A 16,242-nucleotide genomic window follows, 5' to 3' on the forward strand; every position below is an offset into this window, starting at 1 on the left:
ACCAATGCCAGGACGCGATGCCAAAAGGATCGGATCATGGATTACGCTTCCACCTACAAGGACAGAACCGACGAAATCATCGACCTGTTCACATCGACCTTCACGGCCTCCGAAGGCGCCGAGGAGGGCCGATTGATCGGACAGCTCGTGACGGACATGTTTGCGACGGCGAACGACACCGACATGTTCGTTTTCTCGGCTTTGCATGACGGAGCGATTGTAGGAGCCATCCTCTTCACGCGCCTGACCTACCCGCAAGACGATCGCAATGTGTTTTTATTGTCGCCCGTCGCCGTCGCGACACACCAGCAGGGCAAGGGCATTGGACAAAAACTCCTGCGCCACGGCTTGAACAGTCTACGGCAACAGGGTGTCGACGCGGCGCTTACATATGGCGACATCAACTTCTACTCCAAGGTCGGTTTCAACCAGATCACAGAGGTTGATGCTCAGGCGCCTTTACCGCTCCAGTATCCGCAGGGTTGGCTGGGCCAGTCGCTCACTGACCGACCGCTCGATCCGCTCAAGGGCCCTTCAAGATGCGTCGATGCGCTTAACTCTCCTGATTACTGGTAGACACTCAAGCGTGTGATGCACGCGGGCAGAAGTCCCCGGCGATCCCAGCGCGAAGAACGTGAACTAAGGAACCGGTTTAATCGGCGGTCGGATAATCTGCGGTGGGTTAGGCGTCCGCGAGCAGAGGCTTGCCGTTTTTGCGGTGACGCGCCACGAGCTGTTTCATATGTTTGCCTCTTCCAGGAATGAGGCGCGCCGGGACGGGGATGAAATCTGATTTGCAGATTTCCGGGAAAAGCGTCTCCAACTCCACGCGGGCCGCTGGTGAGACGGCCCTCATCGCTTCCGGCCCCGTGAACAGGCTCTCTGTCGGAGCGCCATTGGAAAAGATGACCTGGTGTCTGTCGAACAGAATATGGAAATACTCAACTTCGCTTATGTCATCGGCGATGCCGATGCCGTCCAGCGCAACCAGTTTATTCGCCGGGATCAGAACTTCATCAGTATCGAACAGGCGTATCGCGATCTTGGACCGCACCAGAATGCGGTGTTGAGGCGAAACAATCAGGTCTCGTGTCGGAAGGTTACATCCAAGCGCGCCTGCCTTGATCCGTATTGGCCGCAATTTGGGGTTAGCCATTAAATCAAAGCCACTGACTTTATGCGACCCGATCCAGCGAATACTCGGTGCCGCGCAATCCTGTGTCCGAACGCGGTCTCCAACCCTTAGATCCTCAATCGGCACCTCGCTATTGTCATGTTTGCGGATCCGTGTCCCGGCCGCAAAACACACAATAGAAGCGTATGGAGTAGTCCCATCACTATTGAGAAGTGAAAGCGTGCGGTTGGTATTGTCGAACAGCCAATCCGGTGGTGGAGCCGTGAAAATAAACAATGTAGCAACAGGATTCCCTGCCGTCTCGGAAAAAACCTCGATGATGTTATCAAAGGTTTCCCCGGTATCGTTGTTCGTCATCCTATAAATGCCGCGCGACCGGACGGTATCTCCAACGTCGAGCTCAGCGATAGAGGATGCTACAATTCTTTGGTCTCCGTTTGTCTCAGATGGCGGAGCTTGTTCGATATCGTCGAAGATGTCGTCCCGAAAACCGTTGTCATCCCGAATCGTCACCGCGCCAGCGCGTTCGAAACCGACTGTCCCGCCGATGTTAACGGGTCGATAGATGCTGAAGGTAAAGTCCGGCATTTGGAGATCCTTCAATGGCCAAACGGGCATGCAGACGGCTGGATACTTGTCACCCCCAACAAACGCGGCAAGACCACGCTAAAGGCCACAAGCAAAACGCCCTATTTCATCCGTAACAGACGTACACGAGAACCGACCCAGAGACCGTATCATTTAGGGTGCAGGTTTCCTAGCCAGCCTGCAATTACCGTAATTTTCGGCCCATGCGACATGTCGTGTTGGCAACCATCAATTCGACAATTATGGCCGGGCATTGAACAACATCCGGCGCCTTCCCCACCGCGGTTCACAGATAACGGGCAGTGTCGCCACCAACCAGATACATTCACTCCGCCTCCACCTTGTGATGGCAACCCGGTGAGATTGAGTTCAACCCGGTCACACGCCACCCGCTGACCGGACGCCCGCTTCGGCAAAACGACCGCTCCTTCCGCCGCGCAACACCCGGATGACCGGGCTGTACAGCATCCGACGACACCCGCTAATGTCGCGCGACAATTCAATCCGGGAACGCCGACATGAAAATCGCCACCGCCGCCTACCCGCTCGACTGGCTCGACAGCTGGGCGCAATACGAAGACAAGCTGGCGCGATGGGTGTCAGAGGCGGCGGGAAACGGCGCCGAGTTGCTGGTCTTTCCCGAATACGGCGCGATGGAACTCTCGACGCTCGATGGCGCCGAGGTGGCGGGCGATCTGGAACGGTCGATCCACGCGGTCTCGGACCGGATGGAAGATGTACAAATCGTGCATCAGCGCCTCGCGACCGAGTACAAGACATACATTTTGGGCGCATCTGCCCCGGTTCTTACCGGACCGGACCGCCCCGTGAACCGCGCCGCGCTCCATGCCCCGGGCGGCGGTCACGACCATCAGGACAAGCAGATCATGACCCGGTTCGAGCGCGAGGAATGGGACATCGCCCCGGGCGGACCGCTCAAACTGTTCGACACCGCACTGGGCAAAATCGGTGTCCTGATCTGTTACGACAGCGAGTTTCCGCTGCTGGGCCGGGCGCTGCGCGAGGCCGATCTGATCCTCGTGCCCTCCTGCACCGAGGCGCTGTCAGGCTACTGGCGCGTCCGCATCGGCGCCATGTCAAGAGCGCTGGAAAATCAATGCGTTACGGTGATGGCTTCGCTGATCGGCAACAACGGCTGGTCCGAGGCGGTGGACAGAAACACCGGCACCGGCGGCATCTTCGGCCCGCCCGACAAGGGATTTCCTCCAACCGGGGTTCTGGCCGAGGGCACACTCAACCAACCCGGCTGGACCTATGCCGAGGTCGATCTGTCCGCAATTGCCCATGTCCGCGCCGATGGCGTGGTGCTGAATCGCACTCACTGGACCGAGCAGGAGCCCCGCGTTCAATCGGTCACAAACTGTTGCCTTCACGCAAATCCACCCTTGAAATAAGGGGAAAATGCGCTCATTTAAGCGCACGTCCCGCAGATTCTGCGGGTGCAACGTAATGATGGAGAGAACATGGCCAAGGAAGATACGCTCGAATTTCCCGGTGTCGTGAAGGAACTCCTGCCGAATGCGACGTTTCGGGTCGAGCTGGAAAACGGCCATGAGATCATCGCACATACGGCAGGCAAGATGCGCAAGAACCGCATCCGCGTTCTGGCCGGCGACAAGGTGCAGGTCGAGATGACCCCCTATGATCTGACCAAGGGTCGGATCAACTACCGCTTCAAGTAACGTCAGCCACATGGCGTTCATCCTCGGATCGGGCAGTCCGCGACGGCTGGACCTGCTGGCTCAGCTTGGCGTGCGGCCCGATGCGGTACGTCCCCCCGACATCGATGAAACACCGCTGAAAGGCGAGTTGCCGCGCCCCTATTGCGTCCGCATCGCGCGCGAGAAAGTGCAGGCAGTTCAGGCGGATACAGACGATGTCGTCCTCTGCGCCGATACCACGGTGGCGCTGGGCCGGCGCATTCTGGGCAAGCCCACTGACGCCGGTGAGGCCGCCGAATTCCTGCACTCCCTTTCGGGCCGTCGCCACCGGGTGATCACCGCCGTGGCCGTGCGCCGGGGCGGCAAGGTGTGGGAGCGGGACGTGGTCAGCCAGGTCAGGCTCAAGCGCCTTTCGGGTACCGAGATCAACGCCTATCTCGCCACCGGCGACTGGCAGGGCAAGGCGGGCGCCTATGCCATTCAGGGACCTGCCGGGGCCTTCATCCCGTGGATCAGCGGCTCGTTCACCGGTATCGTCGGACTGCCGTTGTCGGAGACCGCCGCCCTGCTACAAGCAGCTCAATACCCGCTGTATCGTGAGGCATCATGAAGGGTCGCACCATCATCCTCGACCACATCCAGGACCGCGAGGCCGCGGCGCTGATGGTCGACGGCAAGCTCGACGATTTTCTGATCGCCGGGGACGCGCCACCCCCCGGCACCATCTACCGCGCCCGTGCCGACCGACCGGTGAAAGGGCAAGGCGGCATGTTCCTCTCAACCCCCGACGGCCCCGCATTCCTGCGGCAGGTCAAGGGGCTGGCGCCCGGTGAGCAGTTGCTGGTGCAGGTGACCGGCTATGCCGAGCCGGGCAAGGCGATCCCGGTGACCACGAAGCTGCTGTTCAAAAGCCGCTATGCCATCGTTACGCCCACCGCTCCGGGCCTGAACGTCTCACGCAGCATCCGTGATGAGGACGAGCGCGACCGGCTGCTGGAGATCGCGCATGAGGAAATGGATGCCTCGGATCACGGCTTGATCCTGCGTTCCTGTTGCGCCGGAGCGGATGCCGAGGATATCGCCGAGGACATCGCCTCCATGGCCGCTCTGGCCACCCAGGTGCTTGATGATCCCGGAACCGGACCCGAGATGCTGACCGAGGGCGACACCCCGCACGCGCTGGCGTGGCGCGACTGGACCGACCCGGCCGAGATCGTAACCGAGCCCGGCGGTTTCGAAACTCATTCCGTGTTGGACGCGCTGGATCAGGTGCGCGGCATTTCCGAACCGCTGCCGGGCGGCGGACACCTCTACATCCAGCCCACCCGCGCGCTTGTGGCTGTGGACGTGAACACCGGCAGCGACACCTCGCTGGCCGCCGGACAAAAGGCCAACTTCGCCTGCGCCAAAGTGCTGCCGCGCGCCCTTCGCGTGCGCGGTTTAGGCGGCCAGATCACGCTGGAACTGGCCCCAATGCCCAAGAAGGACCGTCGCGGGTTTGAGGCATCTTTGCGGGCGGCCTTCAAGGCCGACAGCGAAGAGACAACACTTGCTGGCTGGACCCCTCTGGGGCATTTCGAGCTGCAACGCAAACGTGGGCGCGTGCCTGTGGCGGAGGTGCTGAAATGAACTGTCCTATCTGCGGCTCCGACACAGTCCACAAGTACCGCCCGTTCTGCTCGAAACGCTGCGCGGACCTGGATCTGGCCAAGTGGCTAAACGGTGCTTACGCAGCACCATCCGAAGAGCTTGAAGATGTGGATGAGGTCACCCCGGCCGTGCAAACTCCGCCCTCCCGTCCGCACTGAAAAAATCTGGAAAAAGCCTCTGGACACTGCGGGTGGCACGGCATAGAACGCCTCCACCCAACGGCAATCGTCGTTCCCGTGCCCGGGTAGCTCAGGGGTAGAGCAGTGGATTGAAAATCCTCGTGTCGGTGGTTCGATTCCGCCCCCGGGCACCATTCCCAACAGGTAAGCTACTGTTTCCCTTCAGCTTTAACTGGAGCTGGCCAAGGGCGTAGTACATGCTGGAGAACAAAACCGTTCCCTTCTCATTTATAGAATCTGGAGTCTTCTACTTTGCACGAAGGGTCCCGAAGGATCTCAACCCGCACTATAGACTGGAAAAACATCGTTCTCGCTGTGTAAAAGAACAGCAGCGGTTGCAAAGTCCCGAGCGCAACGAGCGGCTCAGCAACTGGATGAACACTGGTATCACCTCTGCTGCCAAGACGTAGACTTGCCGGGCAAGCATCTCTTGGGTATGGGAGTTGCGGTCGACTTGGTGTCTTCATTGTCATGTCATCATCAAGCCAGCATTGACGCTGTAAAGCTCTCAGAGGCCGTGTCTATCTATCTACGGCTGAAGGGCAAAGGCCTCTCCACAATTCAATTGACGCCAATGCTCGAACGTTGCCTTCCAGGTTCTTTATAGTCGCTGCATGTCGTTCAATTGCCTCTGCGAAGGTGCAGGTGTCGTTTAAATCCGACGCGAACCAACCGAGCCAACTCATTGTGTCTTCAGCCTCTTTAAGAGCTGCGAGCGCTCTGGACAAAGCGGCGTGATCGATACGAATTTAGCCGATTATTCCGCCGGCAGCAGAACCGGGCCTACTTTGTCCAATCCAACGGTAACCTCTGTTCCTGCTTCCAGTGGCGCATCGACATTTTCGCTAATTGCGAAGATCTGCCCGAATGTGGCTTCCAGAGTGTATTCCATCCGGCTGCCGACATAGGTTGCCTTGGCGATTGCCATCTCCATTCCCGACGGCGCGCCAATCTTGAGCCGGGTTGGGCGCACCGCCAATAGGGCCGCGCCCTCGCCTAACCCGCGTGCGGGCAGAGTGTGGGTGAAATCCCCTACACGGATCGACGCGACGTCTTCGCTGACAGAGGTGATTTCACAGGGGATGATGTTCGCCTCGCCGATGAAATCCGCGACGAAACGATCGGCGGGGGCGTCGTATAACTGGCGCGGGGTGCCGATCTGGGCGATGCCCGCATTCCGCATCACGACGATCTCGTCGGATACGGCCAGTGCCTCCTCCTGATCGTGGGTCACGTACACGACGGTAAGGCCAAGGTTTTGCTGGATCTCCCGTATCTCTTCACGGACCTGCCGCCGCAGCTTTGCATCAAGGTTGGACAGCGGCTCATCAAACAGCAGCACCTGCGGCTCCAAAACCAGCGCGCGCGCGACGGCGACGCGCTGTTGCTGTCCGCCCGACAACTCGGATGGCAGCCGGTCACCAAATCCGCGCAGCCCGACAAGATCCAGCCCCTGCATCGCACGATCCCTGGTCTCGGCCTTGTCGAAGCCCGAGAAACCGAGCCCGTAGGACACGTTCTCCATCACCGTCATGTGGGGAAACAAGGCGTAAGACTGAAACACCATCGACACGTCGCGGTCGGTCGCGGGCAGCAGCGTGACATCCCGGTCGCCGATATGGATCGTCCCCTTGCTGGCCATTTCCAGCCCGGCGATCATGCGTAGTGTCGTGGTCTTGCCGCACCCCGAGGGGCCCAGCAGGGTCACAAGCTTTCCTGCGTCGATCTCAAGATTGATATCGTCGACCGCCACCACGTCCTTGCCATAGATCTTGGTGACATTTCGAAAACTGACGGGCGCGGCTTTGGAGTTCAGGCTCATTTTCCGGGCGTCCTCATACGTTGGTGCGCGATTGGGTCATGCGGCGGCCAATCTCGGTCCGACCCACGATAACCTGCATCAGTGCCACTACGCTGAGCATCACGAAGATCAGCGTGGTGGAATAAGCAATGGCAAGACCGTAGTCGTTATTCTCAACCCGCCCGATGATGTAGCTGGTGGCCATGTCATACTCGGCCGAGACCAAGAAGATCACGGCGGAAATCGCGGTCATCGCGCGCACGAAACTATAGACCAACGCGGCCAGGATCGCGGGCCTGAGCAAAGGCAGGATGACACGGCGAAAGGTCTGCCAGGAATTCGCCCCGAGAGTCAGAGAGGATTCGTCCAGCGATTTGTCGAGCTGCGACATCGAGGCGATGCCGGCCCTCACGCCAACGGGCATGTTGCGGAAGATAAAGCTGACAACCAGGATGATGCCGGTACCGGTGATTTCAATCGGCGGGACATTGAAAGCCAGAATGTAGCTGACCCCGATCACGGTTCCGGGAATAGCAAAGCTGAGCATCGTGCCGAACTCGAACGCATTCTTGCCCGCAAAGGACTGCCGGGTCAGCAGGTAGGCCGTGATCAGCCCCACGATTGCCGTAAGAGGTGCAGCAATTCCCGCGATCTTGAGCGTTGTCCAAAAACTGTCCCAAGCGGCGCCGGACCAGCGAATGCCACCCTCTTCCAGCCGGAAGGAGAAGGCCGTGACATAGTGCTTGAGCGTCAACGTGTTGTTGACGCCCCAAAGCTCGACCACCGATCCGTAGAAGATCATAGCGTAGACGATGGCTGTGAACCCGGCCCAGATCATCGCCAGTGCCAAAACCGGCATGGAAAGCGCGCGCGGCATATGTGGGTGTACCCCACTGTCCCCCTTACCGGACACGGTGGTATAGCTCTTTTTTCCCAGCCAGAAGCGCTGCGCGTAAAAGGCGCCGAGGGTAAAGCAAAGCAGCACCATGGCCAGCACCGCCGCCTTGCCCTGATCGTATTGAGCGCCAACAATGGCAAAAAAGATCTCCGTCGACAGCACGTCGAAATTGCCGCCCAGAACAAGCGGGTTACCGAAATCGGCCATGCTTTCGATGAACCCCAGCAGGAACGCGTTTGCTAGGCCCGGGCGCATCAGTGGCAGCGACACGGTCTTAAACACTTGCCACTTGCTGGCGCGCAGGGTTTGCGCGGCCTCTTCCATTGACGGAGAGACCCCCTCGACCACGCCGATCAGCACCAGAAACGCAATGGGAGTAAATGCCAGGGTCTGGGCGATGAGAATACCGGGCAGACCATAAAGCCATCTGGTGGGCTGCACGCCAAAGACATCCGCAAAGAACACGGTGACCGTGCCTGAAAGGCCAAAAAGCAGGATCAGCGCAAGCCCGATCACAAAAGGTGGCGTGATGATCGGAAGAACAGTCAGCGCCCGCAGCGCGCGCTTGTACCGAAAGCCGGATCGCGTGACGACCAATGCAAAGATCAGACCCAGTACGGTGGTGACGACGCCGACAAGAACCGCCAGGAAAAGCGAATTCCAGGCAGCCCCGCAGCGGCTGCCCGACAGGCATCCAAGCCCCCATAACCGGTCATCGAAGAATTTCGAAAGAAAGACGCTGCCAGAATAACCGCCATCATCTGTGATGAACGCGGCGGTGAGCATCTTTGCGATGGGAAAGAACACAAAGGCCGTGACAATGACGATCACGCCTCCAATCGCGCTGACGACAAACACGTCTCCGTTGATGGCCCCACGCGCCGCAATGCCTTGTGTGAACAGGAACAGGAACGCCGAGGCGCAGATGAGCGCGCCGTAGCCCATTCCAAACTGGCGGTCGCCGAGGTCTCCGAACAGGGCCTTTGCCCACTCGAAATTCCAGCCGCGGATACCAATCGCGAATCCCTGCAGGATGAGCCACCCAAATCCCCATGCCCCCGCGAGGATCAGCACTTTGGCGTAGATCGGGTCAATCTTGCGTTTGCCCAGCGCCAGCAGCGGCGCGAGCAAGGCCAGAACCATCGGTGCCAGCCAGAGCTTTTCGCCTTGCGCAATCAAAAAGCCCGCCGGCGCGTAGTCTTCATCGAACGGGTAGCCGTCAATCAGCCACTCGAACGAAAAAAACTCCTCCACCCCGTACCAGGGGAGGAGGAAGAACCCGACCCATCCGGCAACAATCCAGAAGATCAGTACCGGATGGGACGTTTTTTCAGATGTCAGTTGACGCATGGGTTATTGAGGCAGGGTGGATACCTCGTCGTCCCATTTCTTCAACAGGCGCTTGCGTTCATCTGATGATCCGTACTTTTTGAAGTCGTAGTCGATCAGCGTGATCTGCGACATATCGGGGGCCGATGGCGAGGTTTCAGCACCCTTGTTCGACGGCACCTGGAACGCATTCACCTGCAGAGCAAGGTTCTGCGCCTCGGCGCTCAGCGCCCAATCATAGAACTTCTGAGCTTCCTCCAGATTGCGCGCACCTTCGATGATCGACATCGAGCCGATCTCGTACCCCGTGCCCTCGCAGGGCGCGACAACCTTCACCGGAAAACCCGATACGGCCTGTTTGACCGCGTCGTGCATGAAGACGATACCAACCGTGTTTTCACCGCGCCCCGCCGCTTTTATGGGTGCCGAACCGGACTTGGTGTATTGGTTGATGTTCTTGTGAAGGCCTTTCATGAATTCAAAGCCCTCATCCTCACCGAACAACTGCATCATCGTTGCCAGCGTTGTGTAGGCAGTGCCCGAAGAGTTGGGGTTCGCCATCTGCACGTGGCCTTTGTATTCCGGCTTGAGCAGGTCTTTCCAGCACGCCGGTTCCGGCAGGTTGTTGGCCGCCAACAGGTCGGAGTTGTAGCCATACCCAAGTGCGCCGGAGTAAATCCCGATGGTCCTGTTGCCGGCACTCTCGGCCTGCGCAATTGCCCAGGGATGAAGCTGGTCCCGCATGGGCGAGATGTATTCCGCCGTCAGCCCTTCTTCGGCCGCCTGCAGATGCGGATCACCCGTTCCACCCCACCAGACGTCCCCCTTTGGGTTCGAGCTTTCGGCCTTGACCTGCGCAAAGGTCTCCCCCGAAGACTTCCTCGTCATCGCGACGTCAATTCCGGTGGCATCCTGAAAACTGTTCGCCATCAGCTGGCACCAGTCTTCCTGCGCCGAGCAGTAAAATGTCAGCTTGTCGGCCTGAGCTGTACCCGCTGCCGCGACGAAGGCTAGTGCTGACGCACCAGCCAGTTTCTTCAACGAAGTCATGTTAATCCTCCCAGAGCAATCTGTTTTGTAACAGTTTTATGACATCAGCCTAGGAAGGGTTCTCGGTTCTGGCAAACAAAATCGGCTTGCGCCGCGAGCGGACTTTTCAAACCAGGCACAAAGAACTGCGGAAAAAAGGGCTTGGACCTGCCCCAAAATGACTCGATTTGAGCGCACGGGTGCAGCGAGATTAACGCGGGAACCCGACAGACGGACTTCGCGGGAACCCGCAACATGGGCGCAGGTGGTGGGCGATTAGGACGGCCCGATCATGAAGCAGGTGACATTGCGCGCCGTCAGGCGGCGGCAGGCCAGATCGGCCTGCTCGCGGGTCATGCCCTGGAAGGTGGCATCGAACCCGCGCGAGCTTTGGTTAACCTTGCGCAGCGTGCCATCCAGCGTGGTCATCTCGGCCAAGGCGGTTCTCAGCAGCACTTTCTCGGCCTGATACCGGGTGGTGAAACGGCCCACATTGATACCCCAGAGATGCCCGCCCGAAGTGGACAGGCGGGTGACGACCTCCTGCTCGGGTACAGGTTGCTCTGCCGGTGTCGCCGAGGCCAGGACAAGGTTTTCCGGACGCAGCGCCGGGCGTGTGTCGCCGGATGCAACCGGCGCCTGCGGAGTGATCACGTCGGCGGCCGCGATGGCCGCGCTGATCCCGGCCTGGATCTTGTCGCCGTTCTTCGCTGCGGTTTCTGCCACGGTGCCAGCGATCTGAACGGTGCCAAGCGCTGCCGGTCGCATGACCGGACGCAGGCTGCGCGTGGAAACGCTGGCCACCTTGACAACCTTGCCAGCGCCGGTGCCTTTGTTGCCGGCATAGGCGGGGCGGCCCGGCTTGCGGATCGGCGCGCGCGACGGCGCCCGGCGGAACCCCATATCCAGCAACTCGGCTACCCTGGCGTTGCGCGATGCGCTCGACTTGCCGCCAAAGACGGTTGCGATGATGCGCTCGTCGCCGCGCTTGGCCGAGGCCACGAGGTTGAAGCCCGCCGCGCGGGTATAACCGGTCTTGATCCCGTCCGCGCCCTTGTAGGCGGCCAGCAGACGGCGGTTGGTGTTGGGCACGGTCTTGATTCCCGCATGGGTCTCGCGCCGCGAGAACAGGTTGTAATACTGCGGATAATCGTAGAGCAGGTGCCGCCCGAGCGTGGTCATGTCGCGCGCAGTGGACAGGTGCCCCGACTCGGTCAGGCCATGGGCGTTCTTGAATGTCGTGCGTGTCATCCCCATCGCCTTGGCCGTGCGGGTCATCCGGCGTGCAAATGCGGCCTCTGACCCGCTGATGGCAATGCCGATAGCGGTTGCGGCGTCATTGGCCGATTTAATAGCCGCCGCCCGGATCAGATAGCGAAAAGCGATTCTCTGCCCGCTGCGCAGGCCCAGCTTGGAGGGCGGCTCGCTTGCCGCGTGCTTGGTGATCTTCACCTTGGTATCCAGGCTGATCTCGCCGTTCCGCACCGCCTCGAACGCGATGTAGAGCGTCATCATCTTGGTCAGAGAGGCCGGATGCAGCCGCGTGTCCGCATTGCGGGAATGCAGCAACTCGCCCGTGCGGGCGTCAATCACCATCGCCGCATACGGAGCTGCCGCCAAACTGAGCGGCAACAGCACAAATAGCCACAGAAAAGTAAGGATTATCAGGCCCAAACGGGCCGGCCCTGTCCGCCGTACCTGCACGATACTCGCCTCTGTCTGCCTCAACGCCGCCGGGTTTTCCCGGTCAGCAACACTGCTTGTTATTGACGCAAGGCTAACACAGCATTTGGCCAAAATAAACCCGAAGCAGACGCCTCGTCGCAATTCCGCGCCCAAAGTCATCCACATGTTGGGAATAACGTGTGTCAGAGCACTAAACCGGCGAAAAGGGCGGAATTATGTCATGAAAACAACGCGGTTTTTCCCGCAGATGACGCCAATCTGCCACATGCCGGACTGGATCAGGCCAGCGTGTGAACCAGATCGGCCAGCGCCCCGAGATCGGGCAATTCACGAAAACGTGGCGCATCCTCGGGCGCTTCGGCATGCTCATGCTCCCATACCAGCCCGTGCGGCACATGAACGCCCCACCCGCCTGCCTCAATTGCAGGCAGCACGTCGGATCGCAGGGAATTGCCCACCATCATCGCGCGGTCCGCGCCGTCTCCGTGACGGGCGAAAATCGACAGATATACGTCCGGCGTCTTTTCCGACACGATCTCCACCTCGTCGAACAACTCACCCAAGCCCGACTGCGCCAGCTTGCGCTCCTGATCGATCAGGTCTCCCTTGGTGATCAGAATCACGCGGTGGCTGCCGCCCAGCGTCTCGACCGACTCGCGCGCATGCGGCAGCAGTTCGATGGGATGGGCCAGCATCTCTTGCCCGGCCTCGATCAGTTTCCGGATCACCGAGGCGGGCACCCGGTCGCCGGTTATCTCGATGGCGGTTTCAATCATCGACAGCGTAAACCCCTTCACCCCATAACCATAGTGCCGGATGTTGCGCCGTTCGGCGGCCAGCAGCCGCTCCATCAGGTGGTCCTTTTCGGCGTGATCGGCCAGCAGATCGGCAAAATGCGCCTGCGTCAATTGAAAGAACCGCTCGTTATGCCACAGCGTGTCATCCGCATCGAAACCGACCGTGGTGAGGTTTTGTTGCATTTGTCGCGTTTGCTTTCTCTTTTCCAATGCCGCTCTAAGGTTATATAAGCATTCCACCAAACCGAACCCGGAATCGGAAACCGCTGCCCGATGCTGCTAGAGCCCCTGATGATGTCGGACAAAGAGGACGAGGATGAAAGCACCTCGGTCCTTGTTCAGACGCGCCCCAAGACCAAACGCCCGCCGCTCTACAAGGTGTTGCTGCTGAATGATGACTACACGCCGATGGAGTTCGTGGTCCACGTGCTCGAGCGGTTCTTTAGCATGACCCACGCGCAGGCGTTCGAAATCATGCTAACGGTGCACAAGAAAGGCGTCGCGGTGGTCGGAGTATTCAGCCACGAGATCGCCGAAACCAAGGTGGGACAGGTGATGGATTTCGCCCGCCGCCATCAGCACCCGTTACAGTGCACCATGGAAAAAGAAGACTGAGGCCGTTGGCCTTCGGACTGTGCCGGCCAGAAGCCGGGCACCGCGCCCATTATTCCGGATGTTCCAATGTCTCCCCGCCTGACCCTTGCCCTCGATACCGGTCTGATCCTGTCCGAGCCGCTCTCGATCCTGCTGCCCACGCCGGATCATGACCTGTCGGCCCTGCCGCGTGGGTCACAGGTGGTGCAGCCGTTCAAACCGTTTCATGACCATTTCGCCGCGCAGGGCTTCGCCGCCATACCGGACTCGGACGATCCCTGCACCGATGCGGTGCTGTTCCAGCCGCGCGCCAAGGCACAGGCCCGCGCGCTGGTGCATCAGGCCTGCACCTGCGCCTCGGGTACCGTGGTGGTGGACGGTGCCAAGACCGATGGCATCGACAGCCTTTTGAAGGATATCCGTAGACGGGTGCCGGTCGAGGGGCCGATCTCGAAAGCGCATGGCAAGATCTTCTGGTTTCAGGCCGATGCCGAGACTTTTGCCGACTGGGCCGCACCCGAGGTGCAGCGGGTTGACGGCTTTCACACAGCCCCAGGCGTGTTTTCCGCCGACGGCATCGATCCGGCCTCCGAACTATTGCTGACCGCCCTGCCCGACAAGCCGGGCCGCCACATCGCAGATCTGGGTGCGGGTTGGGGGTTTCTGTCGGCCCGGCTTCTAAACAGCGACTATATCCGTGGGGTCCATCTGGTCGAGGCCGACCACACCGCCCTCACCTGCGCCCGCGCCAACGTGCCCGACCCGCGCGCCAGCTTTCACTGGGCCGATGCGCGTCAGTGGAAAGCGCACGAGCCCGTCGACACCGTGGTGATGAACCCGCCCTTTCACACCTCGCGCAGTGCCGACCCCGCGCTGGGGCAGGACTTCATCACAGCCGCTGCCCGCAACCTTACGGGCTCTGGCCACCTGTGGATGGTCGCCAACCGCCACCTGCCCTACGAAGCCACGCTGGCGGAGCGTTTCGCGACCGTCGAAGAGGTGACCGGCAACAATCGGTTCAAGGTGCTCCACGCCTCTCGCCCCCGCCGCTGATCCCGGTTAACCTGCGCCGCAACTCAGGAGGAAGCGCATGTCCTTTTCCATCGCAGGCAAGACCGCCATCGTCACCGGCGCCGCCAACGGCATCGGCCTTGCCATCGGCCGCCAATTCGCCGAGGCCGGGGCCAATGTCATGTTCGCCGACATGGACGAAAAACGTCTGATCGACGAGCTGGGCGAACAGGTGGACGAAGGCAATGTGCGCTATTTCGCGGGCGATCTGCGCGAGAAACTAACCATCGCCAACCTGCTCTCGGCCACGCTCGACGCGTTCGATCAGGTGGATATCCTGGTCAACGGCTCGCGTCAGGTGATCCCGTCCGACCCGCTGGATACCGACGACGACTCGGTCAAGACATTGCTGAACCAGAACCTGATGCCCGCGCTTCGCCTCAGCCAGGTGGTCGCCAAGCGGATGATCAAGCAGGCGGGCGATGACGATGAGGGCCCCGCAGGCGCGATCATCAACCTCTCCTCCATCGCCGCGCGCCGCACCCATCCCGATCTGATGGCCTATTCCGTATCGACCGCCGCGCTGGACCAGTTGACCCGCTCAATGGCGGTGGCGCTGGCCCCCAACCGCATCCGTGTCAACGCCATCGCGTTGGGATCGGTGATGAGCGCCTCGCTGCGTTCCACGTTGAAGGAAAACCGCGATTTCCGCGAAGATATCGAAAACCACACGCCGCTGGCACGCATCGCCGCACCGACCGAATTGACCGACACCGCCCAGTTCCTTGCCTCGGACGCCGCCGGGTTCATGACCGGCCAGATCCTGACCATCGACGGCGGCCGCACCCTGCTCGACCCCGTCGCCGCCCCCGCACACTGACTTGCCACCCCGCGCTCCCCTCTCCCCCGGGGAGAGGGCCAGGGTGAGGGGGACCTCGCCACATGCGCGCCATCAAGGACCTGCCATGACCAACCCGCTCGCCACCGAAAAAGCCACCGCCGCCGCCTGGTTCCGCCAACTGCGTGACGAGATCACCACCGCCTTCGAAGCGCTTGAGGACAGCCACGATCAGGGACCCTTCGCCGAAGCCGAACCAGGACGGTTCGAGGTGACCGAGACCACACGCCAGTCGGAAGACGGATCAGACGCGGGCGGCGGACGGATGTCGGTCATGCGCGGGGGCCGCGTGTTCGAGAAGGTCGGCGTCAATGTCTCGACAGTCTATGGCCAGCTCGGTGAACGGGCGCAGCAGGCCATGGCCGCGCGCAAGGGCATTCCCGGCATGAAGGACGATCCGCGTTTTTGGGCCAGCGGCATCTCGCTGGTGGCCCATATGCGCAACCCGCATGTACCCGCCGTTCACATGAACACACGCATGTTCTGGACACCGCATGCCTGGTGGTTCGGCGGCGGCTCAGACCTGAACCCCTGCATCGAATATGACGAGGACACGGCGCATTTCCACGACCAGCAGAAACGCCATCTCGACCCGCACGGGCCCGGCCACTACCCCCGCCTGAAGGATTGGGCAGACGAGTATTTCTACATCCCCCATCGCAAGCGCGCCCGGGGCGTGGGCGGCATCTTCATGGATGACTATTGCACAGGCGACTGGCGGGCGGATTTTGCCCTGACGCAGGATATCGGGCGTGCCTTCCTGCCCGCCTTTCTGCCACTGGTCGAAAAACGCCGCATCCAGCCCTTCACCGAGGCCGACAAGGACGCTCAGCTTGTCCATCGCGGGCTCTATGCCGAATACAACCTCGTCTACGACCGGGGCACCAAGTTCGGGCTGGAAACCGGCCATGACCCCGATGCGGTGCTGATGAGCCTTCCACCGCTAGCTAAGTGGGTCTGAGCTC

General features: G+C 60.6%; 16 protein-coding genes and 1 tRNA gene. 11 read left to right on the forward strand and 6 right to left on the reverse strand.

The window, feature by feature from the left end; all coding sequences use genetic code 11:
* Positions 1–36: 36 nt before the first annotated feature.
* Positions 37–576 (forward strand): GNAT family N-acetyltransferase, encoded by a 540-nt coding sequence (locus AB3N21_RS13540; RefSeq protein ID WP_367935708.1) that lies wholly within the window; start codon positions 37–39, stop codon positions 574–576.
* A 106-nt stretch (positions 577–682) separates the two neighbouring features.
* Here AB3N21_RS13540 and AB3N21_RS13545 read toward each other — a convergent pair whose 3' ends face one another.
* Positions 683–1,723, reverse strand: a complete 1,041-nt coding sequence (locus tag AB3N21_RS13545) for a Hint domain-containing protein (protein WP_367935709.1) — start codon at positions 1,721–1,723, stop codon at positions 683–685.
* 518 nt (positions 1,724–2,241) lie between these two features.
* On the opposite strand from AB3N21_RS13545, the gene AB3N21_RS13550 reads away from it, so the two are divergent.
* The 6 genes from AB3N21_RS13550 (at position 2,242) to AB3N21_RS13575 (ending at position 5,368) form a co-directional block, all read left to right on the forward strand.
* Complete coding sequence (locus AB3N21_RS13550; protein ID WP_367935710.1) at positions 2,242–3,138, forward strand: carbon-nitrogen hydrolase family protein; 897 nt, start codon at positions 2,242–2,244, stop codon at positions 3,136–3,138.
* Between the two features lie 69 nt (positions 3,139–3,207).
* Positions 3,208–3,426 carry a translation initiation factor IF-1 gene (infA, locus tag AB3N21_RS13555; protein ID WP_005978431.1) on the forward strand — a complete coding sequence of 73 codons (219 nt, stop codon included), beginning with the start codon at positions 3,208–3,210 and terminating at the stop codon, positions 3,424–3,426.
* A 10-nt stretch (positions 3,427–3,436) separates the two neighbouring features.
* A complete protein-coding gene (locus AB3N21_RS13560; RefSeq protein ID WP_367935711.1) occupies positions 3,437–4,015 on the forward strand; it encodes a nucleoside triphosphate pyrophosphatase in 579 nt (192 codons plus the stop codon).
* Complete coding sequence (locus tag AB3N21_RS13565) at positions 4,012–5,034, forward strand: ribonuclease E/G (protein ID WP_367935712.1); 1,023 nt, start codon at positions 4,012–4,014, stop codon at positions 5,032–5,034. Before AB3N21_RS13560 ends, AB3N21_RS13565 begins: the two co-directional genes overlap by 4 nt.
* Positions 5,031–5,213, forward strand: a complete 183-nt coding sequence (locus AB3N21_RS13570) for a DNA gyrase inhibitor YacG (RefSeq protein WP_171175605.1) — start codon at positions 5,031–5,033, stop codon at positions 5,211–5,213. Before AB3N21_RS13565 ends, AB3N21_RS13570 begins: the two co-directional genes overlap by 4 nt.
* Positions 5,214–5,293: 80 nt before the next feature.
* Positions 5,294–5,368: transfer RNA gene (locus tag AB3N21_RS13575), tRNA-Phe, on the forward strand.
* A 623-nt stretch (positions 5,369–5,991) separates the two neighbouring features.
* Here AB3N21_RS13575 and AB3N21_RS13580 read toward each other — a convergent pair.
* The 5 genes from AB3N21_RS13580 to AB3N21_RS13600 all read right to left on the reverse strand — a co-directional run bounded on the left by AB3N21_RS13580 (position 5,992) and on the right by AB3N21_RS13600 (position 12,957).
* Positions 5,992–7,056 (reverse strand): ABC transporter ATP-binding protein, encoded by a 1,065-nt coding sequence (locus AB3N21_RS13580; protein WP_367935713.1) that lies wholly within the window; start codon positions 7,054–7,056, stop codon positions 5,992–5,994.
* 13 nt (positions 7,057–7,069) lie between these two features.
* Positions 7,070–9,283, reverse strand: a complete 2,214-nt coding sequence (locus AB3N21_RS13585) for an ABC transporter permease (protein ID WP_367935714.1) — start codon at positions 9,281–9,283, stop codon at positions 7,070–7,072.
* 3 nt (positions 9,284–9,286) lie between these two features.
* Positions 9,287–10,312 carry an ABC transporter substrate-binding protein gene (locus AB3N21_RS13590; protein ID WP_171180768.1) on the reverse strand — a complete coding sequence of 342 codons (1,026 nt, stop codon included), beginning with the start codon at positions 10,310–10,312 and terminating at the stop codon, positions 9,287–9,289.
* Positions 10,313–10,567: 255 nt separating this feature from the next.
* Complete coding sequence (locus AB3N21_RS13595) at positions 10,568–11,995, reverse strand: D-alanyl-D-alanine carboxypeptidase family protein (protein ID WP_367935715.1); 1,428 nt, start codon at positions 11,993–11,995, stop codon at positions 10,568–10,570.
* 260 nt (positions 11,996–12,255) lie between these two features.
* Positions 12,256–12,957 (reverse strand): HAD family hydrolase, encoded by a 702-nt coding sequence (locus AB3N21_RS13600; RefSeq protein ID WP_367935716.1) that lies wholly within the window; start codon positions 12,955–12,957, stop codon positions 12,256–12,258.
* A gap of 90 nt (positions 12,958–13,047) precedes the next feature.
* Between AB3N21_RS13600 and clpS the strand changes: the two genes are divergently transcribed.
* The 4 genes from clpS to hemF all read left to right on the forward strand — a co-directional run bounded on the left by clpS (position 13,048) and on the right by hemF (position 16,238).
* Complete coding sequence (gene clpS, locus AB3N21_RS13605; protein ID WP_367935717.1) at positions 13,048–13,389, forward strand: ATP-dependent Clp protease adapter ClpS; 342 nt, start codon at positions 13,048–13,050, stop codon at positions 13,387–13,389.
* Positions 13,390–13,455: 66 nt separating this feature from the next.
* Positions 13,456–14,421, forward strand: coding sequence for a class I SAM-dependent methyltransferase (locus AB3N21_RS13610; RefSeq protein ID WP_367935718.1), 966 nt, complete (start codon positions 13,456–13,458; stop codon positions 14,419–14,421).
* Positions 14,422–14,458: 37 nt separating this feature from the next.
* Positions 14,459–15,259, forward strand: coding sequence for an SDR family NAD(P)-dependent oxidoreductase (locus AB3N21_RS13615; protein WP_367935719.1), 801 nt, complete (start codon positions 14,459–14,461; stop codon positions 15,257–15,259).
* 85 nt (positions 15,260–15,344) lie between these two features.
* On the forward strand, positions 15,345–16,238 hold the full coding sequence (gene hemF, locus AB3N21_RS13620) for an oxygen-dependent coproporphyrinogen oxidase (RefSeq protein WP_367935720.1): 894 nt from the start codon (positions 15,345–15,347) through the stop codon (positions 16,236–16,238).
* Positions 16,239–16,242 lie beyond the last annotated feature (4 nt).

Origin of the sequence: Ruegeria sp. (assembly GCF_040830605.1) — a bacterium.
Classification (GTDB): domain Bacteria; phylum Pseudomonadota; class Alphaproteobacteria; order Rhodobacterales; family Rhodobacteraceae; genus Ruegeria.

Bases quoted from the DNA above. Each gene is read 5' to 3' on its own strand.
- AB3N21_RS13540 (WP_367935708.1), top strand. From the start codon at position 37: ATGGATTACGCTTCCACCTACAAGGACAGAACCGACGAAATCATCGAC.
- AB3N21_RS13545 (WP_367935709.1), bottom strand. From the start codon at position 1,723: ATGCCGGACTTTACCTTCAGCATCTATCGACCCGTTAACATCGGCGGG.
- AB3N21_RS13550 (WP_367935710.1), top strand. From the start codon at position 2,242: ATGAAAATCGCCACCGCCGCCTACCCGCTCGACTGGCTCGACAGCTGG.
- infA (WP_005978431.1), top strand. From the start codon at position 3,208: ATGGCCAAGGAAGATACGCTCGAATTTCCCGGTGTCGTGAAGGAACTC.
- AB3N21_RS13560 (WP_367935711.1), top strand. From the start codon at position 3,437: ATGGCGTTCATCCTCGGATCGGGCAGTCCGCGACGGCTGGACCTGCTG.
- AB3N21_RS13565 (WP_367935712.1), top strand. From the start codon at position 4,012: ATGAAGGGTCGCACCATCATCCTCGACCACATCCAGGACCGCGAGGCC.
- AB3N21_RS13570 (WP_171175605.1), top strand. From the start codon at position 5,031: ATGAACTGTCCTATCTGCGGCTCCGACACAGTCCACAAGTACCGCCCG.
- AB3N21_RS13580 (WP_367935713.1), bottom strand. From the start codon at position 7,056: ATGAGCCTGAACTCCAAAGCCGCGCCCGTCAGTTTTCGAAATGTCACC.
- AB3N21_RS13585 (WP_367935714.1), bottom strand. From the start codon at position 9,283: ATGCGTCAACTGACATCTGAAAAAACGTCCCATCCGGTACTGATCTTC.
- AB3N21_RS13590 (WP_171180768.1), bottom strand. From the start codon at position 10,312: ATGACTTCGTTGAAGAAACTGGCTGGTGCGTCAGCACTAGCCTTCGTC.
- AB3N21_RS13600 (WP_367935716.1), bottom strand. From the start codon at position 12,957: ATGCAACAAAACCTCACCACGGTCGGTTTCGATGCGGATGACACGCTG.
- clpS (WP_367935717.1), top strand. From the start codon at position 13,048: ATGCTGCTAGAGCCCCTGATGATGTCGGACAAAGAGGACGAGGATGAA.
- AB3N21_RS13610 (WP_367935718.1), top strand. From the start codon at position 13,456: ATGTCTCCCCGCCTGACCCTTGCCCTCGATACCGGTCTGATCCTGTCC.
- AB3N21_RS13615 (WP_367935719.1), top strand. From the start codon at position 14,459: ATGTCCTTTTCCATCGCAGGCAAGACCGCCATCGTCACCGGCGCCGCC.
- hemF (WP_367935720.1), top strand. From the start codon at position 15,345: ATGACCAACCCGCTCGCCACCGAAAAAGCCACCGCCGCCGCCTGGTTC.